This is a genomic window from Miltoncostaea marina (assembly GCF_018141525.1).
Classification (GTDB): domain Bacteria; phylum Actinomycetota; class Thermoleophilia; order Miltoncostaeales; family Miltoncostaeaceae; genus Miltoncostaea; species Miltoncostaea marina.
The window spans coordinates 255,690-276,887 of the sequence record NZ_CP064655.1; the positions used below are offsets into that span (position 1 = coordinate 255,690).

Consider the following 21,198-nt stretch of genomic DNA (forward strand, 5'->3'; position numbering starts at 1 on the left):
GGGTCATGGTCGCGGCCGCCGGGCGACGCCGGGGGCGGTCTTTACGCGGCGCTCACAGCCCCTGGACCATCGAGGGGGACGGGCCCTGCGCGGCGGACCCGCGCGATGGCGAAGCCGCTCGCCGGAAGTGCGGGGGCGCGCGGCGAGCGGCGGGGGCGCAGGTCCTGGGGCGGCACGTCGTACCGCATACGGCGCACGAGGGCGTCGACGCTCACCCGCATGAGCGCGATCGTGAGCGCCTCGCCGGGGCAGCGGTGGCCGCGCACCGCGCCCCCGCCGCCCTGCGGCACCAGCTCGAACGGTCCGGGCTCGCGCTCGAGGAAGCGCTCGGGCCGGAAGCGGCGGGGGTCGTCCCAGACGCGCCCGTCGTGGTCGGTGCCGTACAGGTCGAGCAGCGCGCGCCGCCCGGCCGGGAAGCGCATCCCGCGCCACTCGAAGGTCGCCCGCACGCGCGCCGCCACCGCCGGGAAGAACGGCGCGGTGCGGCGCACCTCCTGCACGAACGGGCCGGTCAGCGACGGATCGTCGCGCAGCCGCTCGCGCCACTCCGGGTGCTCGACGAGCGCGAGGGCGCAGAACACCACGAAGCGGTCGACCGCCACGGTGGGGCGCAGCAGGTTGAGCAGCTCGACGGCCGCGACGCGGGGCGGCAGCAACCTGCCGCCGGGGTCGCGGTGCCCCGCGAGCAGGTGCAGGGCCGTCCCGGGCTCGACGGCGAGCCGCCCCCGGCGCGCGCGGCGCACCAGCCGCGCGGCCCACCGCTCGGCGCGGCCGCGGCCGCGCCGCCCGCGCAGGTGCAGGGGGCCCACCGCGGCGGCGCTGTCGATCATCAGGTGCATCGCGCGGGTGCGCCGCGGCACCTCGGCGGGCCCGAGCGGCACGCCCGCCCACGCGCAGGCGGCCTCGCACAGCAGCTCGCCCACCTCGTCGGCGAGCACGACCCGCTCGCGGTCCTCCCAGCGGGCGATGCGCACGCCCCAGGCGTCGGCGACGCGGGTCGCGAGCGCGTCGACGCGGTCGGGCGCCAGCGCGCGCAGGAACAGCGCGCGGCGGGCCGCGTGCTCGGCGTCGTCCAGCGTCTGCACGCCGCCGCGGCCGAACAGGGTCGCGCGCAGCCGCCGCGGCGCCGCCGTGGCGCGGGCGAACCGGCGCTCGTCGTAGAAGAGCCGGGCCGCGTCGGCGCCGCGCATGCAGATCGTCGGCTGCAGCAGCAGGCGGGCGGCGAAGGCGTCGGAGCCGTGCGCGTCGCAGCGGCGGCCGATCCAGCCGTACGGGTCCCGCAGGAGCGCGAGCGTGCTGTCGGGCGCCCGCTCCGAGGGCATGGCGGCCATGGGTCATCCGTACCGCGCCCGCCCGGCGCGGAAACGCCGCCCCCCGCCGGCCGGTACGCTCCCCCGCCGTGATCGACCTCGACCTGGCCGGGCTGCGCGGCGCCTTCGGCGCCGGCGTCGCCGGCAACTTCGCCGGCCACCTCGAGCAGGCGGGCGAGGCGGCCGACTTCGCGGCCGTCGCGACCGGCCCCGACGAGGCGCCGAAGGGCGTCTTCCCCTGGTACGTGCCCGGCGCCCCCGGCTTCCTCGGCGTCTTCCCGCTCTCGCACGACCGGCTGGCGCGCCCGCGGCCGGACGGCGGGCCGGTCAACCTGCAGATCGAGCCCGAGGCGGGTGTGCTCATGGACGTCCGCTACGCCGCGGACGGCGCCGTGGAGGGGCTCGCGCCGCGGGCGCTGGGCGCGTTCAACGACTGCTCGATCCGGCGGCCGGGGGCGCCCAAGATCAGCCACAAGAAGAACTGGGGGCCCGACTCGAAGGGGGTCGCGCGGCGGGCGTTCGCCGTCGACGACCTCGACCCGGCCGGCCCGACGGCGTCCTTCCGGCTCGCGAGCTTCCTGCGCCGCGACGGGGTGGCCCGCGCCTACGGCATCGACAGCCCGCTCCCCGGCTACTCCTACTACGGCGCCCGTCTGCTCGACTGGATCGCCGACCGCCTGCGCCACCAGGCCGGCGACGCGCCGGGGTCGCCGCTCGAGCCCGTGGGCGAGTACCTGGCCGCCGCGGGGCGGCCCGCGACGCTGCTGGTCGGCATCGGCGCCACCCGCTACACGCCCCTCGGCGAGTCGACGTACCTCGAGGCCGGCGACGAGGCCGTCGTCGTGGTCTACGACGCGTCGCGATGCCCGTCCGAGCGGGTGGAGGCGGCGGTGGAGCGCGGCGAGGAGGGCGATCTGCCCGCAGCCTCCGTGCTCACCCAGGCGGTGTACGCCGCCGGCTGAGCCCGCCGCCGGCCCGTCACAGCCCGCGCCGCACCCCCGCCTCCCGCGCCACGTCGGCCAGCTGATCGGCGAGCGAGCCGTCGATCGCCCGCCGGCCGCCCCCGCGCCGCCCGACGGGCAGCACCGTGCGCCCGCGCGCGTCCTCGAGCGCCAGGGCCAGCGCGGCGTAGACCGCGAGCGCGCACAGCGCGAGCCCCACGACCCCCGCGGGCCGGCGCATGGCCTCGGCGCCCAGCTCGTCGGCGCCGGTCACCGCGAAGCGCGCGGACGAGGTGGCGACCACCGCGGCCGGCACGACCTTCGTCCCGGCCGCGGCGAGGGCAGGCACCAGCAGCGCCACGGCGGCCAGGGCGAGGATGGTGCCGAGGGCGTCGCTGCGCGCGCCGGCCGCCGTCGTCAGCAGGACGAGCGACGACGACAGCCACGTGCCGGCGAGCACCCCCATCGCCGTCCCCGCGACCACGTCCCGCGCGGCGAACCCGAGCACCGACGACACGAGCTGCAGCGGCACCACGAAGGCGAGCAGGATCACGCCCACCTGCTCGCGCTCGGACGCCCCGATCCAGCCGAGCTCGAGCCCGGACATCATCAGCGTGCCGCCGGCCAGCGCCAGGAAGCCCAGCGGCAGGGGCGTGGCGAGCGGGCGCAGCACCACCCGCGCCTCGGGGCCGGGCGCGGCGCTCACGCGACGACGAGCGCCTGGGGTGCCGCCTGCTTCATCCGGGTCCGCAGCCACGCGAGCTGGGTCGCCGTCTCGTGCTCGCACGCGTCCACCACGGCGAGCAGCTCGGTGTCGCGCGCGCCCTGCGCCCCCTGGCCGATCATCGTCCACGAGATGTCGCACTCGCTGGCCATCAGGTACAGGTCGTGCAGGTCGCGCAGCAGGCCCAGGCCGCCGCTGCGCACGCCGTCGCCGAACAGGTCGGAGTGCAGGCGCTCGGGCTCGTCCTCCTGCTCCTCGCCGTAGCGCTCGGCGAACGGCCGCAGCGCCGCGGCGTGGCGGTCGCACTGCGCCGCCAGGCGCTCGCAGATGTGGAACACGTCCGGCTCCTCGGCGTGACCGCGCGCGACGGTGCGGAAGGCGTCGGCGAGCTCGCCCTCCGAGCGGTGGAGCAGGCCGAGGTAGTCGGCGAGGTGCACGTCAGGCCTCCTCCATCCTCGACCGCGCCTCGGCGGCCGCGCCGCCCGTCGTGGCGGGCGCGGCGACGCCGGCGGCCGGCGCCGACGCGCCGGTCGTCGGGGCGGGCGACGGCCCGTCGCCGGCGCCCAGGCGCGTCACCCGCACGGCGGCGACCTTGAAGGCGGGCTGCTTCGACACCGGGTCCCATGCCGTGATGGTCAGCTCGTTGGCCGCCCGCCCGGCGCCGGCGCCGGGGCCGGCGGCATCGCCGGCGTCCCAGTAGCCGTAGTGGAACGGCACGAAGACCACCCCGGGGCGCACGCCGGAGATGCGGGCGGGCGCCTCGATCGCGCCGCGCGGCGACTCGACCCGCATCCGGTCGCCCTCCGACGCTCCCAGCGCCGCCGCGTCGGCGGCGTTCAGCTCCACCCACACGTCCGGCGCGGCCGCCGCGAGCTGCGACGCGCGCCCGGTCTTCGTGCGCGTGTGGAAGTGGTAGACCGTGCGCCCGGTGGTCAGCACGAGCGGGTAGTCGTCGCTCGTGCGCTCGGGGGGCGGGGTCCACTCGTGCGCCTGCAGGAACGCCCGGCCGCGCGGCTCCCTCGCGCGGTACTCCGCCTCCGTGTGAGCCGCGCCGGTCGTCAGGTCGTGGCCGTACGTCTCGCAGAAGTCGGGGTCGGTGTTGAACCGCCCGCCGGCGTAGAGCCGCTCCGTGCCGTGCGGCGCCTCGTCGGTGCAGGGCCACTGCACGCCGCTGCCGCCGCGCAGCATGTCGTAGGTGATGCCCGTGTAGTCGCACGGCCGGCCCCGCGAGCAGGCCTTCCACGCCTCGAAGGCCCCCTCCGCGTCGTGCCACTTCACCAGCGGCGCGCCGTCGCGGTCGCGGAAGTCCATCCGCCGCGCGTAGTCGAGGAAGATGTCCAGGTCGGGCCGGGCCTCGCCGGGCGGCTCCACGGCCGTCTCGGAGATGTGCACCGTGCGGTCGACGCTCGTGAAGGTGCCGAGCTTCTCGCCCCATGTGGCCGCCGGCAGCACGATGTCGGCGAGGCGGGCGGTCTCGGTGAGGAACAGGTCCTGCACGACCAGGAACAGCTCCTCCCTGCCGAGGATCGACCGGATCCGGCCGAGGTCGGGCAGCGAGACGGCCGGGTTGGTCGCCGACACCCACAGCAGCCGGATCGAGCCCTGCTCGGCGTAGCGGAAGATCTGCATCGCGTGGGTCGGCGGGGCCCAGTGCGGGATGATCGCGGGGTCCACGTTCCACAGCGCGGCCAGCTCGCGGATGTGCTCGGCGTTGTCCCAGTTGCGCATGCCGGGCAGGTCGCCGTCGGCGCCGGTCTCGCGCGTGTTCTGGGCGGTCGGCTGCCCGTTCATCTGGTAGATGCCGGCGCCCGGCAGGCCGATCATGCCCCGCAGCAGGTGGATGTTGTTCACCGCGCACGACGCCGCGGTCGCCTCGTGTGACTGGTAGAAGCCCTGCAGCACCGTCGACAGCAGCCGCGAGCAGGTGCCGAGCAGGCGGGCCGCGGCGCGGACGTCGTCCGACGGCACGCGGCAGATGTCCGCGACCCGGCCCGGCGGGTAGCCGGCCGTGAGCCGCTCGAGCGCCTCGAAGCCGAGCGTGCTGGCGCGCACGTAGCGCTCGTCGATCCACCCGTTGCGGATGAGCTCGTGCACGAGGCCGTTCATCAGCGCGAGGTTGGTGCCGCTGACCGGCGCCAGGTGGACGTCGGCCTCGCGGGCGACCGGCGTCAGGCGCGGGTCGACGCACAGCAGCGCCGGCCGGTCGGCGCCGTGCAGGCGGTCGAGCATGCGGGCCCAGAGCATCGTCTGCGTCTCGGCCACGTTGTGGCCGTAGACGGCGATCGCGTCGCAGTGGTCGACGTCGGTGTACGAGCCCGGCTGGCCGTCGGTGCCGAAGCTCGCCTTGAGCGCCGCCGCGGCGGTCGCCGTGCAGAGGCGGGTGTTGCCGTCCATGTGCGGCGTGCCGATGCCGGCCTTCCCGATCACGCCCAGCGTGTAGTACTCCTCCAGGAAGAGCTGGCCGCTGGTGTAGAAGCCGAAGCGCCCCCACCCGCCCGGGCCGCTGCCGAGCAGCTCGCGCGAGCGCTCCACCACGCGCCCCATCGCCGTGTCCCAGTCGGTCTCCACCAGCCGGCCGCCCTCGCGCACCAGCGGGCGGGTGAGCCGGTCGCGCGAGCGGTTCGCCTGCCAGCCGAAGAGGTCCTTGGGGCCCAGGCGGCCGCGGTTGACCCGGTCGACCGCCCGGCCCCGCACGCCCACGAGGCGGCCGTCCCGCACGGCCATGTCGTACGCGTCGCCGTTCGAGTGCAGGATCGAGGCGGTCTGCACCCAGCGCTCGACGTCCTCCTCCCGCGTGCCCTCCTCGAGGAAGACGTCGGTCCTCGCCGGCCACTCCCCGCCGCGGGCGTACGGCGTCCGCGGACCCCACGGATCGGCGATCCGGTCGGGCATCGTCACTCCTTCCGGCCTGCTGCGATCCCCGTTCGCTGCCCGCCCGGCCGCGCGGGCGAACATCGGCGGTCCCCCCGCGACCGCCGCGCGGGTCGGGTGCCCGCCCGGCGGTTGCGCGGGGCCGCCCGCGGCGGTAGGACACCGCGATGGCCCCTGTGCCCCGCATCCCGGACCGCGCGACCCCCGGGCGGCGCCCGCGCCGCGCGCTCGGCGTGGCCGGCGCCGCGCTGGCGGGGGTCGTCGCCTACGACCTCACCCAGCGCAAGCACGCCATCCTGCGCAACTTCCCGGTGGTCGGTCACCTGCGCTACATCCTCGAGGCCTTCGGGCCCGAGCTGCGCCAGTACATCGTCACGGGCAACGACGAGGAGCGGCCCTTCTCGCGCAACCAGCGGCGCTGGGTCTACGCGACCGCCAAGCGGCAGGATCCGCACTTCGGCTTCGGCACCGACACCGACTGGTCGCGGCGTCCCGGGCACGTGCTGGTCAAGCAGGCCGAGTTCCCGCTGCACCCGCCGCCCGGCGGCGACCCGGCGGGGTGGCCGCTGCCCTGTGCGAAGGTCGTGGGCGCGCGCCACGGCCGCCGCCACGCGTTCCGCCCCGCCTCCGCGGTCAACGTGTCGGGCATGAGCTTCGGCGCGCTCGGCTCGCACGCCGTCGAGGCGATCAACCGCGGCTGCGCCGCCGCGGGCTGCCTGCACAACACCGGCGAGGGCGGCCTGAGCGTCCACCACCAGCACGGGGCCGAGCTCGTCTTCCAGATCGGCACCGCCTACTTCGGCTGCCGCGACGAGCGCGGCCGGTTCAGCCTGCCGAGGCTGCAGGAGGTCGTCGCCGAGAACCCCGTGCGGGCGATCGAGATCAAGCTCAGCCAGGGCGCCAAGCCGGGCGTCGGCGGGCTGCTGCCCGGCGCGAAGGTGACCCCCGACATCGCCGCCGCCCGCGGCGTGCCGGTGGGCGAGGACTGCCAGAGCCCGTCCGGCCACACGGAGTTCGGTGACCTCGACGGCCTGGTCGAGTTCATCGAGCGCATCGCCGACGCCACCGGCCTGCCCGTCGGCGTCAAGTCGGCGGTCGGCGAGCAGGGCTTCTGGGACGACCTGGCCCGCCGGATGTCCGACGAGCGCGCCGGCCCGGACTTCATCACCATCGATGGCGGCGAGGGCGGCACCGGCGCGGGGCCGCTGGCCTTCACCGACCACGTGGCGCTGCCGCTGCGGCTGGCCCTCTCACGCGTGTACCGCACCTTCGCCGAGGCCGGCATCGCCGACGAGGTGGTGTTCGGCGCGTCGGGGATGCTGGGCCTGCCCTCCAACGCGCTGCTGGCCTTCGCGATGGGCGCCGACCTCGTCAACGTGGGTCGCGAGGCGATGCTCTCGGTGGGCTGCATCCAGGCCCAGCGCTGCCACACCGGCCGGTGCCCCACCGGCGTCGCGACCAACTCGGCCTGGCTGCAGCGCGGGCTGGACCCGGTGCGGGCCGGCGAGCGGTGCGCCAACTACCTGGCGGGCCTGCGGGCGGAGCTCGTGCGGCTGGCCCGCACCTGCGGCGTTCCCCACCCCGCCCTCGTCGACCTCAACGCGATCGAGCTGCTCGACGGCCTGGGGTCGCTGCCCGCGGCGAAGGAGTTCAACTACACGGCCGGCTGGGGCCTGCCGTCCGACGCCGACCGCGACGAGCTGCTGCGCCTGATGGGCGAGCTCGCCACCGTCCGGCCAGAGGCGCGCAAGCGGGAGATCCCCACCGGCCGGCGCGAGCTCCCCCGGGTGCCGTAGCGGCGCCGTGCGCGTCGAGGAGCACGTCGAGATCGCCGTCCCTCCCGAGGCGGCGTTCGCCCTGGTGGGGGATCCCGGCCGCGACGCCGAGTGGCGCGCGAACGTGCACGAGGTCGCCCTGCTCGACGGTGAGCCCGGGCGACCCGGCGCCCGCTACCGCGAGATCGTCACCGCGGCGGGCCGCCGGATCGACGTCCGCTTCGCCGTCGCCGAGGTCGAGCCGGGGCGGCGCATCGCGTTCCGGCTGTCCTCGCCGGTCGACGGCGGCGCGCGGTTCACCGTCGCGCCCGCCCCTCGCGGCTGCCGGGTCACGTTCGAGCTGCGGCTGGCGGGCGGGTCGGGGCTGCGCGCGCTGGCGGACCGGGCGATCGGGGCCGCCGTCGGGCGCTCCGCGCGGGCCGACCTCGCCCGCCTGCGCGACCTGCTGCAGGACGGCGGGCCGGCCCCCGGCGGCTGAGCGGGCTCAGGCGGGCAGCGGTCGCCCCGCCGGCGCCCGCCAGGCGCCGGCGGCCGCGGCGTCGCGGGCGAACGCGCCGAAGTCGCGCGCCTCGCGGCCGATCGCCCGGCGCACGCCGTCCGTGGGCCGCGCGTTGCGCCCGTCGAGCACCTCGGTGAACAGGTGGCGCATCAGCCGGACGACGTCCGGGGGCGTGCCCGCGCCCTCCAGGCCGGCCGTGAAGGCGTCCATGGGGACGGTCGCGAAGCGCAGCTCGCGGCCCGCCGCGCGCGCGATCTCGTCGACCGCGCCCGCGAAGGTCAGGGCCCGCGGCCCGGTGAGCTCGTGGACCCGCCCGCCGTGCCCGTCCCCGGTGAGGGCGGCGACGGCGACGTCGGCGACGTCGTCGACGTCCACGAACGGCTCCGGCACGTCGCCGACGGGCAGGGCCAGCTCGCCGGCGAGCAGCGGCTCCAGCAGGTGTCCCTCGCTGAAGTTCTGGGCGAACCAGGCGCAGCGCAGGATCGTCCACTCCGCGCCCGCGGCGCGCAGCGCAGCCTCGGCCCGCCGCGCGCCCTCCTCGCCGCGGCCCGACAGCAGCACCAGCCGGCGCACGCCGGTGCGCGCCGCCAGCCCGGCAAGGTCGCCGACCGCGGCGTCGGCGCCGGGCACGGCCAGGTCGGGCGCGTACGCGATGTAGGCCGACGTCGCGCCGCGCAGGACGGGCGCCCAGGTGCCCCGGTCGTCCCAGTCGAAGCGCACGGGGCTGCGGCGCGAGGCGAGCCGGACCGCCTCGCCCCGCGCCGCCAGCCGCGCCGCCACCCGCCGCCCGGTGGTGCCGCCCCCGCCGATGACCACCGTCGTGCCCATGTCGGCCCCCTCGTCGTCGCCTGCGTCCTGCGGCGATCAAACGACGAGCGGGCGGGACGTTCCATGGCCGGATCGCTCGGGATCATGCGCGAGCGTCCACGATGTCCGGGTCGCCGGCGGCGCGGGCCCGCCGCCGGTGCTCCTGCGGGCTGACGCCCCGGATGCGCTTGAAGGCCGTGCTGAGCGCGAACGGGCTCCCGTAGCCCACCTGCCGTGCGACCGAGCCGACCGTCGCGCCCGGCTCCAGCAGCAGGTCGGCGGCGAGGGCGATGCGCCAGCCGGCGAGGAAGCTCATCGGCGGCTCGCCGACCAGCGCGGTGAAGCGGCGGGCGAGCGCCGCGCGCGAGACCCGGCAGGCGCGCGCCAGCCGCTCGACCGTCCACGGCTGCTCGGGGCCGTTGTGCAGCAGCCGCAGCGCCGGGCCGACCACCGGGTCGGCGTAGGCGCGGTACCAGCCCGGCGCGCCGGCGTCCGGCCGGGCGAACCAGGCCCGCAGCGCGGCGATCAGCAGCAGGTCGAGCAGCCGGTCGAGGACCGCCTCCTGGCCCGGGTCGTCGCGGGCGATCTCGGCGGCGAGCAGCCCCACCAGCGGCGTCTCCCAGGCGTCCGACCGCACCACGACCACGCCCGGCAGCGCCCGCAGCAGGCGGTCGCTCACCTCGCCGCGCGCCGGATAGGTGCCGGTCAGCAGGGTGGTGGCGCCGTCGGCGCTGTTGCCCCAGGTGCGCACGCCGAGGGCCATCATCCCCGAGAGCTCGACGCCGTCGGGCGTCGTGCAGCGCTGCCCGGGGTGGATGACCACGGTCGGCGCCGTCCCGGGGTCGTCGGCGACCGTGTACGGATCGGGGCCGCGCACCACCGCCACGTCGCCCGCCGCCAGACGCAGCGGGTCACCGGCGTCGGGCAGCAGCCAGGCGCCCCCGCGCACCACGGCCACCAGCGTCAGCGGCGCCTCGTCCCGGGCGCGCAGCGACCACGGCGGGTCCATCGTCGAGCGCAGCAGGAAGGCCCCGCGCGCACGCGGCCCGTCGAGCAGCCCCGCGACGGCGTCCATGCGGTCCAGCGTACGGCGGGCGCACGCGCGGCGGCCAGGGCTGCCGCGCCGCTCAGGCCGGCAGCACCCAGGCGAGCGCGGCCAGGCCGGCCGCGACGTAGGCTGGCCGCCCCTCCCGGACGCCGTAGGCGAGGTCCTCCAGCAGCGCGCAGCGGGCGTGGAACAGCGCGCGTTCGCGCAGTCCCGCGTCGGCCTCGCCGCCCATCGCCGCGAGCGCGGCCCGCAGGCCCGCCGGGCCCAGGTCGCGCAGCACGCGCCCGAGGTCGCGGGCCGGGTCGGCCAGGGCGGCGTCTCCCCAGTCGATCACCCCGGTCACGCGCCCCCCCGGCCCCGCCACGAGCACGTGCTCGGCGCCGAGGTCGCAGTGGCACAGCGTCAGCCGCGCGGGCGGGGCGGGCGGCCGGGCCGCGAGGAACGCCTCGATCGCGGGGCGGTGGGCCCGGGGCACCGCGCCGGCGACGGCCGCGTACAGCTCCGCCGCCTCGGCGAGCCACGCGTCCGGCGGGTCGTCGTCGGGGTCGGCGAGCCCGGCCGCCACCGTCTCCGGCACCGCCTGGAGCGCCGCCAGCAGGCCGCCGAGCGTCGCGCCGACGGCGGGCGCGGCGGCCGCGCGCCGCCCGGGGGCCAGCGCGAGCAGCGGCGCGCCCGGCAGGAGCGGGTAGGCCAGCAGGCCGCGATCGGGCACGGCCAGCGCCGGCCGGGGCACCGCCACCGGCACGCGGTCGCCGATCGCCTCCAGCAGCCGGGCCTCGCGGCGCACCGCCGCGGCGCGCGCGGCCGGATCCCGCTCGGCGGCGACGCGCACCACCATGCGGCCGCCGACCAGGGTCGCGGCGTGGTCCGTCCCCGCGCCGAGGGCGCGCACGGGCGCCCCGGCCAGCTCCGGCAGGTGCGCGGCGAGCAGCCGCCGCAGCTCCGCGCCGGCGCCGCTCAGCGGCGCTCCCGGCGCGACAGGCCGCGACCCTCGTGCCACGACTCGATCACGATGTGGTCCGGCGGGTCGCCGAGCCGGATCACCACGAGCTCCGTGACGTCGGCCCGGAAGAGGTGCGAGCGCCCGCCGCCCGCCGCCTCGCCGTTGACCTCGCGCACCAGGTCGGGGGCGGTGACCTCCTCGACCCGCCCCGCGAGCTTGGCGTCGCCCCGCCAGGCCGGCGGGTCGGCCGACCCGCTGTGGAGGGCGAAGCGGGGATCCCTGCGGAGGTCGAGCGCCTTCACCGAGCGCCACATGCTGCCGAGCCACAGGTCGCCGCGCGCGATCACGACCTCCGTCCCGCTGATGCGCGGCGAGCCGTCGCGACGCAGGGTCGCGAGGGTCGTGTGGGTGAACGCGTCGAGGAAGCCGCGCGCCTCCGCCGCGAGCTCGGGCACCTCGGCCTCGACGTCGCCCCAGCGCGCCACCGCTCAGGCCGCCCGTCCCGGCGGGCCGCCTCCGGGCCGCGTGCGCGCCGCCGGCGGCGTGACGAGATGCCTCCGCATGCCGGCGAAGTATCCACCCGGCGGGCGGCGCCCGCACCCGGCCGACGGTCGCCGGGGGGCGCCCGGGCGCACCACCGCCGCGGACGTCACGCCCGGGCCGCGGGCGTCAGCCCGGCTCGCCGGCCGCCCGCAGCAGGCGGCGCGCCATGTCGCGCAGGTGCTCGACCAGCTCGGGGGGCTCGTGCACGTCCACCTCGGCGCCGAGCGCCACGATGCGCATCGCGAGCCACCGGACGTCGTCGTCGGAGGTCCGGTACTCGCAGCGGCGCTCGTCGATCGGCGTGAGGGCGCTCGCCAGGTGCGGGTGGCGCGCGGCCAGCTCGCCCGCCGGCGCGTGGACGGTCACCCGCGCCTCCAGGCGGCTCGCCCCGGCGGCGAGGCCGCCCTCCACGAAGGCCGCGGCGTCGCCGGCCGGCAACGGGCGCGGACTGAACCGCGAGCCCGTGGCGACCGGGTCCGCCAGCCGGTCGAGCCGGAAGGTGCGCCACGCCTCACGGCGACGGTCCCACGCGACCAGGTACCAGCGCCGGCCGCGATTGACGAGCGAGTGCGGCTCCACCTCCCGCCGGCTGCGCGCCCCGTCGCGGCCCTCGTAGCGGAAGCGCAGGCACTCGCCGTCGCGGCAGGCGGCGGCGATGACCGTGAGGTGCTGGGGGTCGACCGTCGGCCCGCCGGGCGGGGCGGCGACGGTGGCCGCGCCGAGCGCCGCCACCCGGCGGCGCAGGTGGGCCGGCAGCACCTGCTCCAGCTTCACCAGCGCCCGGATCGCGGTCTCCTCGATGCCGGTCACCGACGCGCGGGCCGCGGTGCGCAGGCCGACGGCGATCGCGATCGCCTCCTCCTCGTCCACGAGCAGCGGCGGCATCGCCGTGCCGGCGCGCAGCCGGTAGCACCCGGCCGGCCCGGTCAGCGACTCGACCGGGTAGCCCAGCGCCCGCAGCCGCTCCACGTCGCGCCGGATCGTGCGCGGCGACACGTCGAGCCGCCGGGCCAGCTCGCCCCCCGGCCAGTCGCGACGCGCCTGGAGCAGCGCGAGCAGGTCGAGCAGCCGGCTGGAGGTGGAGCTCACGCCTCGCATGCTCGCGCATGTCGAGGACAGAACCTGACCGCAATGGGTCGTACGCTCGCCGCACTGCCACGAGAGGGAGGAGCGGACCATGAGCCAGCCAGCCGGTGACCGGTACATCCCGGGCGTGCCGTGCTGGGTCGACGGCATGCACCCCGACCCGCGCGCCGCCGCCGCGTTCTACGGCGGCCTGTTCGGGTGGGAGCTGGAGGAGTCCATGCCGCCCGGCGCGCCCGGCAGCTATCAGACGGCCACGATCGGCGGGCGTCCCGTGGCCGCGATCGGATCGGTGCCGGAGGGCGCCCCGCCGCGGGCGACCTGGAACACGTACGTCTGGGTGGAGGACGCCGGCGCCACGGCGGAGCGCGCGCGGGCCGCCGGCGGCACGGTGGTCGCGGGGCCCTTCGACGTGTTCGACGCCGGCCGCACGGCCACGATCGCCGATCCCGGGGGCGCCCTGATCTCGCTCTGGCAGCCCGGCCGCCACCGCGGCGCCGAGGTGGTCAACGAGCACGGCGCGGTCAACTTCAATGACCTGCACACCCGCGACGTCGAGCAGGCGCGGGCCTTCTACGGCGCGGTCTTCGGCTGGGAGGTGCTCGACCTCGGCGACGGCCTCCTCTGGACCCTGCCCGGGTACGGCGCCTTCCTCGACACCCTGCGGCCCGGCACGGTCGAGGGCATGCGGCAGATGGGCGCCCCGGAGGGCTTCTGGGACGTGGTCGCGAGCCTCCGGCGCATCGGCGACGACGAGGCCGGCGTCGAGCCGCACTGGGGCGTGACCTTCGGCGTCGACGACGCCGACGCGGTCGCCGCCCGGGCGGCCGAGCTCGGCGGGCGGGTGATCATCGACCCCCACGACGCGCCGTGGGTGCGCTCGGCGGTCATCGCCGACCCGCAGGGCGCGCGGTTCACGGCGAACCAGTTCGTCCCGGAGAACGCGCCGGCCGCGTGAGGACGCGGCGGCGGACGACGCGCGGGGCCGGTGCGGACCGGCCCCGCGCCGCCCCGGCCGCCATCGATCGCCCTTTGCCGAAGGTTCGCCTGCGAGACGGCAGAACCTGCCGGATGCCCCGGCCCCCGGCCGGCCCCGCCGCCGCCCGCCCGGCGGGTCGGAGACGTGCGACGTCCGTCACGAGACGACGACGAGAGGTGAGCGGGTGACGGCTCGCGGCGGGCAGATCCGCCGTCGCCCTCGTGCTGGTCGCGGCGTGCTGAAGGACCCCTCGGTGCTCCCGCCGCAGAACCCGCCCGGCGGCATCCGGAACACCCCGCTGGTCGACCCGGCGGGCGACGTCAGCGTCGGCACCGGCACCGCGTACACGACGCCACGGTTCCCGCTGGAGAACCCGACGCCGCTCGTCTACAGCAACAGCCTGCTGAAGTTGTCGCGCGCCGAGGCCCGGCTGAAGTGGCACTTCCAGGCCGTCCCGAACGACTTCCACGACTGGGACCTGCGGCTCTCGCCCGATCTGGGTGCCGCACCCGAAGCGGCCCGTCGTCGTGACGGCGGGGACGATGGGCTGCGTCTACGCGATCGACCCCATGAGCGGGAAGCTCGTCTGGAAGGTCCCGGTGGGCGACCACGACGGCCGCGACAACGACTCCCGCACGGCCCTCGCGCGGCCGGGCAGCGTCACCATCGAGCCACCGATCGAGGTGCAGCCCGGGGTCTACGGCGGCGTCGAGACCAACATGGCCTACGAGGAGGGCGTGGTCTACGTGGCCGTCGCCAACCTCTCCACGACGCTGAGCGACCTCGACGTCAACTACGGCGGCGCGACCGGCACCTTCGACGACGAGGGCAACACCGGCGAGCTCCCGGCCATCGAGGTCGCCACCGGGCGCGTGCTCTGGACGACGACGCGGCCCACGATGGCGCTCGGCGCCGCGACGATCTCGAACGACCTCGTGTTCACCACGACCTTCGACGGGACGGTGTACGCGCTCTCCACGCGCGACGGCTCCATCGCCTGGCAGGCACGCTGCCGACGCGCACGAACGCCCCGCTCACCATCGCGGGCGACACCCTCGTGACCGCGGCCAGCTACCCGGCCGAGCCGGGCCAGCGCCCGCAGGTCGTGGCCTACCGCCTCACGCGGTAGCGCGCCGGCGCGGCGCCCGCCGCTCAGGCGGGCTTGCGGGCGATCGCGAAGAGCTTCGCGAACTCGTATCGCCAGCCGCGCGGGCCGGAGCGCGCGCGCAGCTCCGCCTCGATCTTCGCCACGTAGTCGGCGACCTCGGCCTCCGACTGGTCGCCGATCATGTGGCCGGCCACCACCCGCATGCGCTCCATGTAGGCCTCGACGGTGGTGTGGCGCACGCGCGTCTCCATCCAGACGTCGAGCGGCTCGAGGCCCGCCTGGACGAGGTAGTCCTCCATCTCCTCCTGCCCGCGCAGGTTGCCGTCGAAGGCGCCGAGCCAGCGGTAGTTGATCGGCTCGACGTTGGCGATCACGTCGCGGTAGGCCTGCTCGCCGCCGCGGCCCGACATGAGGATCGCCACCACGCCGCCGGGCCGCAGCGCCCGCGCCATGGCCGCCGCGGCCGCCCACTTGCGCGGGAACCAGTGGTAGGCCATCGAGCAGACGACCAGGTCGAAGGCGCCGTCGGGCACCGGCATGTTCTCCACGTCGGCCTCGACGAAGGAGACGTCCACGCCCTCGAGGTCGCCGAGCTTGGCCCGGCAGCGCTCCAGCATACCCACCGCCGGGTCGACGCCGGTGACGCGGGCCGGTCGGAAGCGGTCGATCACCGCCTGGGTGGCCCAGCCGGTGCCGCAGCCGACGTCGAGCACGTCGTCGTATCGCCCGGGCGGGATGGAGAGCACCAGGCGCTGAGCGCCCTCGATGTTGAAGCGGACGGCGTCGTCGTAGTCCGACGCCGTCTCGGTGAACCCGCCGGAGACCGACTCGTGGCTCGTGTGGATGTGGGACGACATGGGATGGGGGCTCCTCCGGTCAGGGATGCGCGCGCCCGCAGTATGGCCGCCCGCATCGCCTGACGGGCCCTCGGGCCGTGTCCGGCGGTGCGGGCCTCGGCGGCCTCGGCGCCGCGCGGTACGTCGGCGGACACCGGGTCGGCTCCACGAGCCCGGAGCGGCGTTCGCCACGCAGTCCCGGCGAGCCGGCTCGCGGCGCGGCCGGCATCCGGGGGTGCCCCGGGCGGCGTCGTCGCGAAGGAGGGGGCTGCGCCTCGACGTCGCCCGCGTCCCGCAGGCCGACGACCTCGCCCTCGGCGCGGGCACCCCGGACCTTCGACGGCACGGGGCCGGACGGGCGGCCCGTCCACCTCGCGGCCGACGACGCCGACGTGCTCCGCCGTCAGGCTGACGGCACCGCGCGCTTCCTGATCGACGACCCCTGGAGCACCGCCTGACCGCCGGCGGCGCGCACGACGGAGCCCCGCCGCGGCGGGGCTCCGGTGCTGATGGCGGGACCCAGATTCGAACTGGGGACACCACGATTTTCAGTCGTGTGCTCTACCAACTGAGCTATCCCGCCGCGCTCCGCGCGCGGCGCGGAGGGGCCAGCGAACGCTAGGGCCCGCCCCCCGCCGATTCAAGCGGCGCAGCCACTCGCAGTATCATCGGCCCGATGCGCCGGCTCCCCATCGCCATCGCCGCCGCGGGGCTCCTCGCCGTGGCGGCGGGCGCGGCGACGGCGGCGCTCACGCTCACCCAGGGGGCGGCCCGGGTGGTGACGATCGCGCCGCAGGAGGCCGACCGCGAGCCGGTGTTCGCCGTGCGCGCGGGCGAGCCGTACCGCTTCGAGGTGGGCTACGCCGTGGACGGCGCGGAGCGGATCGGCACCGGCCACCTGTTCACGGTGGAGCACGCGGTGACCGGCGAGCGCATGACGGTGGCCTCGAAGAGCTTCCCCCCCGAGCCGCCGGGGACGTACACGGAGTCGAGCGAGATCATGGTCGGGCGCGACTGGGCGGCGGGCGTCTACCGGCTGCGCTGGACGATCAACGCCCGGCACACGCGCCTGCCGAGCGTGCACGAGCGCGGCGCGCACGTCTTCCTCGTCCTGGCGCCGCGCGAGCCGTGACCAGCCGGGGCCACGTCCTGGTGGTCGACGATGAGCGGGCGATCCGGCGCCTGCTGCGGATGTACCTGACCGACGCCGGGTTCACGGTCGCCGAGGCCCCCGACGGCGAGACGGCCCTCGAGCAGGTGCGTCGGGGCGGCATCGACCTGGTGCTGCTCGACCTGATGCTCCCTGAGATGGACGGCTACGAGGTGTGCCGGCGCCTGCGCGAGGTCGGCAGCGTGCCGGTGATCATGATCACCGCGCGCGGCGAGGAGGCCAGCCGCATCACCGGGCTGGAGCTCGGCGCCGACGACTACGTCGTCAAGCCGTTCTCGCCGGTCGAGGTGGTCGCCCGGGTCAAGGCCGTGATGCGCCGGGTGAGCGCGCCGCCCGACCCGCACCGGCGGCTGCGGGCGGGCCGGGCCGAGCTGGAGCCGGCCAGCCGGCGCGTGACGGTGGACGGGGAGGAGGTGGAGCTGACGCGCCTCGAGTTCGACCTTCTGGCCGAGCTCGCGGCGCACCCGCGGGTGGTCTACACGCGCGACCGCCTGCTCGAGAAGGTCTGGGGCTACCAGTCGGCCGTCGGCGGCAAGACGGTCGACGTGCACGTGGCGAACCTGCGCCGCAAGCTGGGCGACGACATCGGCATCGTCGCCGTGCGCGGCGTCGGCTACCGGCTGGAGCCGCCCGCGGCGGAGGGGTAGCGGTGGGGCTCCTGGCGCAGTTGCGGCCGCGGACCCTGCAGGCGCGCATCGCGCTCGGCATCGTCGTGGCGCTCGTGGCGGTGATCGTGGCCGTGGTGCTGGTCTCGGTGACCGTCGTCCAGGCGCGCGCCCGCGAGGGGGTGGAGGGCCAGCTGCGCCAGCAGGCGCAGGCGATCGCGATCGCCGTCGAGCGCGGCGGGCTGGACGAGGCCGCCGCGACCGCGCGCGACGCGCAGCGCTTCATCGGCGACACCCGGATGGTGGTGGAGGTCTCCGGCGAGGTCGTGCACTGGAATTTGCCGGTGGCCGCGCTGGAGGCGTCGGCGACCGCGACCTACGGGCCGGTGGAGGTGCTGCTGGAGCGGCCCGACGTCGCCACGGGGCCCTTCGGCGACTGGGCCTTCATCGTGATCATCGCCGCGGGCCTGCTCGCCACCGCGGCGCTCGTCTGGACGCTCGCCCGCGCCATCACCGGGGGCCTGCGCGAGTCGGTGCGCCGCCTGAGCGACACGGCCGAGGCGGTCACGGCGGGCGACCTGACCGTGCGGGCCCCGGTCACCGGCGACGAGCTCGGGCGCCTGGCGACCGCCTTCAACCGCATGACGGCGCGGCTGGAGGCCCAGGACGCGCGACAGCGCGAGTTCCTGGCCGACGTCGCCCATGAGCTGCGGACGCCGGTCACGGCGATCGAGGGCTTCTCGACCGCCCTCGCCGACGGCACCGCGCGCACGCCGGAGGACCGCGCCGAGGCCGCCGAGACCATCCGGGGCGAGGCCGCCCGCCTGCGCGAGCTGGTGCGCGACCTGCAGCTGGTGACCTGGCTCGACCTCGAGCCGCGCATGGCGCCGCGCACCATCGACCTGATGGACGCGGGGCGGGCCGCCGTGGCCCGCCTGGCGGCCGACGCGCGGGCGCGGGGGGTCTCGCTGCACCCGCCGGAGGGCGACCTGGCCGCCGTGGCGGACCCGGAGCACGTCGACACCATCCTGGCGAACCTCATCACGAACGCCATCCGGGCGACGCCCGCGGGCGGGTTCGTGCACCTCGCGCCGGTGACGGCCCCCGGGCAGGCCGGCATCTCGGTCAGCGACACCGGGGTGGGCATCCAGGCGCAGCACCTGCCGTTCATCTTCGACCGGCTGTACCGCGTCCAGTCGGCGCGCGAGCGCGACCGCGGCGGCGGCTCCGGCCTGGGTTTGTCGATCGTGCGGCGCCTCGCCACCCTGATGGGCGGCCGGGTGACGGTGCAGAGCACCCCGGGGGAGGGGTCGACGTTCACGGTCTGGCTGCCGGCGGCCGGCGTCGCGGCGGAGCCGCGCGCGGGGGTAGGCTCCGGGCCGGTCGAGTAAGCGTCGAGCGAGGGGGGCGTCGTGTCGCAGCGCCGGTATCTGCTGGACGAGGGGTCGGTCCCGACGCGGTGGTACAACGTCGCCGCCGACCTGCCCTCGCTGCCGCCGCCCCCCCTGCACCCGGGCACCGGGCAGCCGGTCGGTCCGGACGACCTGGCGCCGATCTTCCCGATGTCGCTCATCGAGCAGGAGGTCAGCACCGAGCGTTGGATCCCGATCCCGGACCCGGTGCGTGAGGTCTACGCCATGTGGCGGCCCACGCCGCTGCACCGCGCGGTCGGGCTCGAGCGGGCGCTCGGCACCCCCTGCCGGATCTTCTACAAGTACGAGGGGGTCAGCCCCGCGGGCAGCCACAAGCCGAACACGTCGGTCGCCCAGGCGTACTACAACCGCGAGGAGGGCGTCAGGCGGCTGTCCACCGAGACGGGGGCCGGCCAGTGGGGCTCGGCGCTAGCCTTCGCCTGCACGCACTTCGGGATCGAGTGCAAGGTCTACATGGTGCGCGCCTCGTACGACTCCAAGCCGTACCGGCGCTCGATGATCCACACCTGGGGCGGCGAGGTGGTCGCCAGCCCGTCGCCCGACACGGCGGCCGGGCGGGCGATCCTGGCGGAGACGCCCGACAGCACGGGAAGCCTTGGCATGGCGATCAGCGAGGCGGTCGAGGACGCGGCCACCCGCGACGACACCAACTACTCGCTCGGCAGCGTGCTCAACCATGTGCTGCTGCACCAGACCGTGGTGGGCCAGGAGGCGCGCGAGCAGCTCGCCCAGGCCGGCGCGGAGCCGGACGTCATCATCGGCTGCGTGGGCGGCGGCTCGAACTTCGCCGGCCTGGTCTTCCCCTTCCTGGCCGACGCGGCCGCCGGCCGCCCGCTGCGCATCATCGCGGCCGAGCCGGCCGCCTGCCCCACGCTGACGCGCGGGCACTACGGCTACGACTTCGGCGACACGGCCGGCATGACACCGCTCCTGGCGATGCACACGCTCGGCCGCGGCTTCGTGCCGGCGGCCATCCACTCGGGCGGCCTGCGCTACCACGGCATGGCGCCGCTCGTGTCGCACCTCGTCGAGACCGGGATCGTCGAGGCGCGGGCCTACCAGCAGCGGGAGTGCTTCGCCGAGGCGGTGCGGTTCGCCCGGGCCGAGGGCATCATCCCCGGCCCCGAGCCGTCGCACGCCATCCGGGCCGTGGTGGAGGAGGTCGAGCGGGCCCGCGAGGAGGGCGTGGAGCGGACGATCCTGTTCAACCTCTCCGGCCACGGCAACTTCGACATGGCCGCGTACGACGCGTACCTGTCGGGCGAGATGATCGACTACGAGCTCCCTCAGGAGGAGCTCGACGCTGCCGCCGCAGACCTGGAGGGCCTCCCGGCGCTGCCCTAGGCGCCGGCGGTCAGCGCCCGCGCCGGGGGCCGCGGTGCGGCGCGTCCGCCGTCTGCCAGCCGATGCGGATGTTGAGCTCCACGTGGTGGCGGTGCGTGTGGAGGTCGACCGTCACGTCGACGGGGTCCACGACCACGGTCGGGGCGTGCTCCTCGTCGTAGGAGAGGTCGACGGACCCGCTGGCGAACTGGTCGGCCAGGTCGCGCAGCTGGCGGGCCACCAGCTCGTGGGTGGCGGTCTCTGAGAGGTCGAAGACGTGCTTCACGGCTGGCTCGCTCCGTCGTGTCGTGGCCGGTCGCCTCGCATTCTGCGCGATCCGGCCGCCGACGGCACGGCGATCAGTACGGGCTCTTGTGCCCGGGCCCCCGCCCGGCGGTCCCGCCGCCCTCGCGCTCGCGCCGGGCGGTGCGGCGCTGGCTGGCCGCCACGCCGCCGAGGATCACCAGGCCGATCAGCAGGTAGGGGATCCCGAACAGGAAGCGGTTGTCGTCGAGCCCCACCAGGAACACGATCCCGCCCACGGCGAAGATCAGGCCGATCGCGTAGGAGAAGAGGATCCCGGTCGGGCTCACGCCGCGTCACCGCCGAAGTGCGCCTGCAGCTCGTCGATGACCCGCGGCACCAGCTCCTGCCAGTCCGCGCCGGCCTCCTTCGTGACGCTCACGAAGTTCGCGGTCATGAAGACGTTCGTGACGCCGCCGAGCGCGAAGATGCGCGCGCCGAGCGGCGAGTCGGCGGGGTCCGACCCCTCGCGGAAGGTCACCGGCCGCCCCTCGGTGCTCGGGCGGTCGAGCGTGAACTTGACGGCGTTCGGGTTCGGCGTCGGCTCGGGGGTGACGTCGATCATGCGCTGGCCTCTCTCCTCAGGTGGACGCGGGCCGGGTCGATGGAGTCTCACAGGGCCCCGATCCGGGCCCCAGGCGAAAGGTACCGGCATGGGCATGCCGATCGACCCGACGCAGCAGCGGCCGGGTCCCGCGACGACCGCCGTCGCCCCCACGACCGCCGTCGCCCCCGCGACGCCGAGACCCTGCGGCTGGTGCATGGGCCGCGGGTCGTACCTCGAGGCGCTCGAGGGCGGCCTGCGTCACGAGTACCTGCCGGTGGTGTGCGGGGGCTGCGGGGGCACGGGCCGCCGGCGCGCCTGACGCGCGCCCCCCGCCGGGCCACTAGGATGC

23 protein-coding genes and 1 tRNA gene are annotated in these 21,198 nt (G+C 76.5%); 10 read left to right on the top strand and 14 right to left on the bottom strand.

Annotated elements, in window-relative coordinates; genetic code table 11:
- Window positions 1–41: 41 nt before the first annotated feature.
- A complete protein-coding gene (locus ITJ85_RS01210; RefSeq protein WP_217914535.1) occupies window positions 42–1,331 on the bottom strand; it encodes a cytochrome P450 in 1,290 nt (429 codons plus the stop codon).
- 68 nt (window positions 1,332–1,399) lie between these two features.
- Between ITJ85_RS01210 and ITJ85_RS01215 the strand changes: the two genes are divergently transcribed.
- Window positions 1,400–2,272 carry a DUF5718 family protein gene (locus tag ITJ85_RS01215; RefSeq protein ID WP_217914536.1) on the top strand — a complete coding sequence of 291 codons (873 nt, stop codon included), beginning with the start codon at window positions 1,400–1,402 and terminating at the stop codon, window positions 2,270–2,272.
- Between the two features lie 16 nt (window positions 2,273–2,288).
- On the opposite strand, the gene ITJ85_RS01220 is transcribed toward ITJ85_RS01215, so the two are convergent.
- From ITJ85_RS01220 to ITJ85_RS01230, 3 genes are read right to left on the bottom strand one after another with little or no spacing between them, the layout of a single operon-like run.
- Window positions 2,289–2,957: a GPR1/FUN34/YaaH family transporter gene (locus tag ITJ85_RS01220; protein WP_217914537.1), complete on the bottom strand. Its 669-nt coding sequence runs from the start codon at window positions 2,955–2,957 to the stop codon at window positions 2,289–2,291.
- Window positions 2,954–3,412 carry a PA2169 family four-helix-bundle protein gene (locus ITJ85_RS01225; protein WP_217914538.1) on the bottom strand — a complete coding sequence of 153 codons (459 nt, stop codon included), beginning with the start codon at window positions 3,410–3,412 and terminating at the stop codon, window positions 2,954–2,956. Before ITJ85_RS01225 ends, ITJ85_RS01220 begins: the two co-directional genes overlap by 4 nt.
- Window position 3,413: 1 nt before the next feature.
- A complete protein-coding gene (locus ITJ85_RS01230) occupies window positions 3,414–5,867 on the bottom strand; it encodes a molybdopterin oxidoreductase family protein (RefSeq protein WP_217914539.1) in 2,454 nt (817 codons plus the stop codon).
- A 146-nt stretch (window positions 5,868–6,013) separates the two neighbouring features.
- On the opposite strand from ITJ85_RS01230, the gene ITJ85_RS01235 reads away from it, so the two are divergent.
- On the top strand, window positions 6,014–7,642 hold the full coding sequence (locus tag ITJ85_RS01235; protein WP_217914540.1) for an FMN-binding glutamate synthase family protein: 1,629 nt from the start codon (window positions 6,014–6,016) through the stop codon (window positions 7,640–7,642).
- A gap of 7 nt (window positions 7,643–7,649) precedes the next feature.
- On the top strand, window positions 7,650–8,099 hold the full coding sequence (locus ITJ85_RS01240; protein WP_217914541.1) for an SRPBCC family protein: 450 nt from the start codon (window positions 7,650–7,652) through the stop codon (window positions 8,097–8,099).
- Between the two features lie 6 nt (window positions 8,100–8,105).
- Here the strand turns inward: ITJ85_RS01240 and ITJ85_RS01245 are convergent, their stop codons facing one another.
- The 5 genes from ITJ85_RS01245 to ITJ85_RS01265 all read right to left on the bottom strand — a co-directional run bounded on the left by ITJ85_RS01245 (window position 8,106) and on the right by ITJ85_RS01265 (window position 12,550).
- Window positions 8,106–8,948, bottom strand: coding sequence for a Rossmann-fold NAD(P)-binding domain-containing protein (locus ITJ85_RS01245; RefSeq protein WP_217914542.1), 843 nt, complete (start codon window positions 8,946–8,948; stop codon window positions 8,106–8,108).
- Window positions 8,949–9,030: 82 nt separating this feature from the next.
- Complete coding sequence (locus ITJ85_RS01250; RefSeq protein WP_217914543.1) at window positions 9,031–10,002, bottom strand: AraC family transcriptional regulator; 972 nt, start codon at window positions 10,000–10,002, stop codon at window positions 9,031–9,033.
- 52 nt (window positions 10,003–10,054) lie between these two features.
- On the bottom strand, window positions 10,055–10,975 hold the full coding sequence (locus ITJ85_RS01255; RefSeq protein WP_217914544.1) for a phosphotransferase family protein: 921 nt from the start codon (window positions 10,973–10,975) through the stop codon (window positions 10,055–10,057).
- On the bottom strand, window positions 10,933–11,403 hold the full coding sequence (locus tag ITJ85_RS01260) for a pyridoxamine 5'-phosphate oxidase family protein (RefSeq protein WP_217914545.1): 471 nt from the start codon (window positions 11,401–11,403) through the stop codon (window positions 10,933–10,935). Before ITJ85_RS01260 ends, ITJ85_RS01255 begins: the two co-directional genes overlap by 43 nt.
- Window positions 11,404–11,587: 184 nt before the next feature.
- Entirely contained in the window at window positions 11,588–12,550 is a 963-nt protein-coding gene (locus tag ITJ85_RS01265) for a helix-turn-helix transcriptional regulator (protein WP_217914546.1), read from the bottom strand.
- 88 nt (window positions 12,551–12,638) lie between these two features.
- On the opposite strand from ITJ85_RS01265, the gene ITJ85_RS01270 reads away from it, so the two are divergent.
- Together ITJ85_RS01270 and ITJ85_RS01275 are read left to right on the top strand one after the other, a co-directional pair.
- The gene (locus tag ITJ85_RS01270) at window positions 12,639–13,502 is read left to right on the top strand and encodes a VOC family protein (RefSeq protein WP_217914547.1); all 864 of its coding nucleotides are present in this window, start codon (window positions 12,639–12,641) and stop codon (window positions 13,500–13,502) included.
- A 521-nt stretch (window positions 13,503–14,023) separates the two neighbouring features.
- Complete coding sequence (locus ITJ85_RS01275; protein WP_217914548.1) at window positions 14,024–14,584, top strand: outer membrane protein assembly factor BamB family protein; 561 nt, start codon at window positions 14,024–14,026, stop codon at window positions 14,582–14,584.
- A 91-nt stretch (window positions 14,585–14,675) separates the two neighbouring features.
- Here the strand turns inward: ITJ85_RS01275 and ITJ85_RS01280 are convergent, their stop codons facing one another.
- Window positions 14,676–15,488 (bottom strand): class I SAM-dependent methyltransferase, encoded by an 813-nt coding sequence (locus ITJ85_RS01280; protein ID WP_217914549.1) that lies wholly within the window; start codon window positions 15,486–15,488, stop codon window positions 14,676–14,678.
- A gap of 489 nt (window positions 15,489–15,977) precedes the next feature.
- Window positions 15,978–16,050, bottom strand: a tRNA-Phe gene (locus ITJ85_RS01285).
- A gap of 93 nt (window positions 16,051–16,143) precedes the next feature.
- On the opposite strand from ITJ85_RS01285, the gene ITJ85_RS01290 reads away from it, so the two are divergent.
- Genes ITJ85_RS01290 through ITJ85_RS01305 form a run of 4 tightly spaced genes read left to right on the top strand, consistent with a single transcriptional unit; the run spans window position 16,144 to window position 20,020 of the window.
- Window positions 16,144–16,599 (top strand): hypothetical protein, encoded by a 456-nt coding sequence (locus tag ITJ85_RS01290; RefSeq protein ID WP_217914550.1) that lies wholly within the window; start codon window positions 16,144–16,146, stop codon window positions 16,597–16,599.
- Window positions 16,596–17,285 (top strand): response regulator transcription factor, encoded by a 690-nt coding sequence (locus ITJ85_RS01295; protein WP_217914551.1) that lies wholly within the window; start codon window positions 16,596–16,598, stop codon window positions 17,283–17,285. The genes ITJ85_RS01290 and ITJ85_RS01295 overlap by 4 nt, the downstream gene beginning before the upstream one ends.
- Window positions 17,286–17,287: 2 nt before the next feature.
- Window positions 17,288–18,634: a sensor histidine kinase gene (locus ITJ85_RS01300; protein WP_217914552.1), complete on the top strand. Its 1,347-nt coding sequence runs from the start codon at window positions 17,288–17,290 to the stop codon at window positions 18,632–18,634.
- A 21-nt stretch (window positions 18,635–18,655) separates the two neighbouring features.
- Entirely contained in the window at window positions 18,656–20,020 is a 1,365-nt protein-coding gene (locus tag ITJ85_RS01305; protein ID WP_217914553.1) for a TrpB-like pyridoxal phosphate-dependent enzyme, read from the top strand.
- Window positions 20,021–20,030: 10 nt separating this feature from the next.
- Here the strand turns inward: ITJ85_RS01305 and ITJ85_RS01310 are convergent, their stop codons facing one another.
- The 3 genes from ITJ85_RS01310 to ITJ85_RS01320 all read right to left on the bottom strand — a co-directional run bounded on the left by ITJ85_RS01310 (window position 20,031) and on the right by ITJ85_RS01320 (window position 20,867).
- On the bottom strand, window positions 20,031–20,285 hold the full coding sequence (locus ITJ85_RS01310) for an amphi-Trp domain-containing protein (RefSeq protein WP_217914554.1): 255 nt from the start codon (window positions 20,283–20,285) through the stop codon (window positions 20,031–20,033).
- Between the two features lie 73 nt (window positions 20,286–20,358).
- Entirely contained in the window at window positions 20,359–20,592 is a 234-nt protein-coding gene (locus ITJ85_RS01315; RefSeq protein WP_217914555.1) for a hypothetical protein, read from the bottom strand.
- The gene (locus tag ITJ85_RS01320) at window positions 20,589–20,867 is read right to left on the bottom strand and encodes a NifU N-terminal domain-containing protein (protein ID WP_217914556.1); all 279 of its coding nucleotides are present in this window, start codon (window positions 20,865–20,867) and stop codon (window positions 20,589–20,591) included. Before ITJ85_RS01320 ends, ITJ85_RS01315 begins: the two co-directional genes overlap by 4 nt.
- A gap of 94 nt (window positions 20,868–20,961) precedes the next feature.
- Here ITJ85_RS01320 and ITJ85_RS01325 point away from each other — a divergent pair, with 94 nt between their 5' ends.
- The gene (locus ITJ85_RS01325; protein ID WP_217914557.1) at window positions 20,962–21,168 is read left to right on the top strand and encodes a hypothetical protein; all 207 of its coding nucleotides are present in this window, start codon (window positions 20,962–20,964) and stop codon (window positions 21,166–21,168) included.
- Window positions 21,169–21,198 lie beyond the last annotated feature (30 nt).

Bases quoted from the DNA above. Each gene is read 5' to 3' on its own strand.
- ITJ85_RS01270 (WP_217914547.1), top strand. From the start codon at position 12,639: ATGAGCCAGCCAGCCGGTGACCGGTACATCCCGGGCGTGCCGTGCTGG.
- ITJ85_RS01245 (WP_217914542.1), bottom strand. From the start codon at position 8,948: ATGGGCACGACGGTGGTCATCGGCGGGGGCGGCACCACCGGGCGGCGG.
- ITJ85_RS01320 (WP_217914556.1), bottom strand. From the start codon at position 20,867: ATGATCGACGTCACCCCCGAGCCGACGCCGAACCCGAACGCCGTCAAG.
- ITJ85_RS01290 (WP_217914550.1), top strand. From the start codon at position 16,144: ATGCGCCGGCTCCCCATCGCCATCGCCGCCGCGGGGCTCCTCGCCGTG.
- ITJ85_RS01210 (WP_217914535.1), bottom strand. From the start codon at position 1,331: ATGGCCGCCATGCCCTCGGAGCGGGCGCCCGACAGCACGCTCGCGCTC.
- ITJ85_RS01235 (WP_217914540.1), top strand. From the start codon at position 6,014: ATGGCCCCTGTGCCCCGCATCCCGGACCGCGCGACCCCCGGGCGGCGC.
- ITJ85_RS01280 (WP_217914549.1), bottom strand. From the start codon at position 15,488: ATGTCGTCCCACATCCACACGAGCCACGAGTCGGTCTCCGGCGGGTTC.
- ITJ85_RS01230 (WP_217914539.1), bottom strand. From the start codon at position 5,867: ATGCCCGACCGGATCGCCGATCCGTGGGGTCCGCGGACGCCGTACGCC.
- ITJ85_RS01250 (WP_217914543.1), bottom strand. From the start codon at position 10,002: ATGGACGCCGTCGCGGGGCTGCTCGACGGGCCGCGTGCGCGCGGGGCC.
- ITJ85_RS01325 (WP_217914557.1), top strand. From the start codon at position 20,962: ATGCCGATCGACCCGACGCAGCAGCGGCCGGGTCCCGCGACGACCGCC.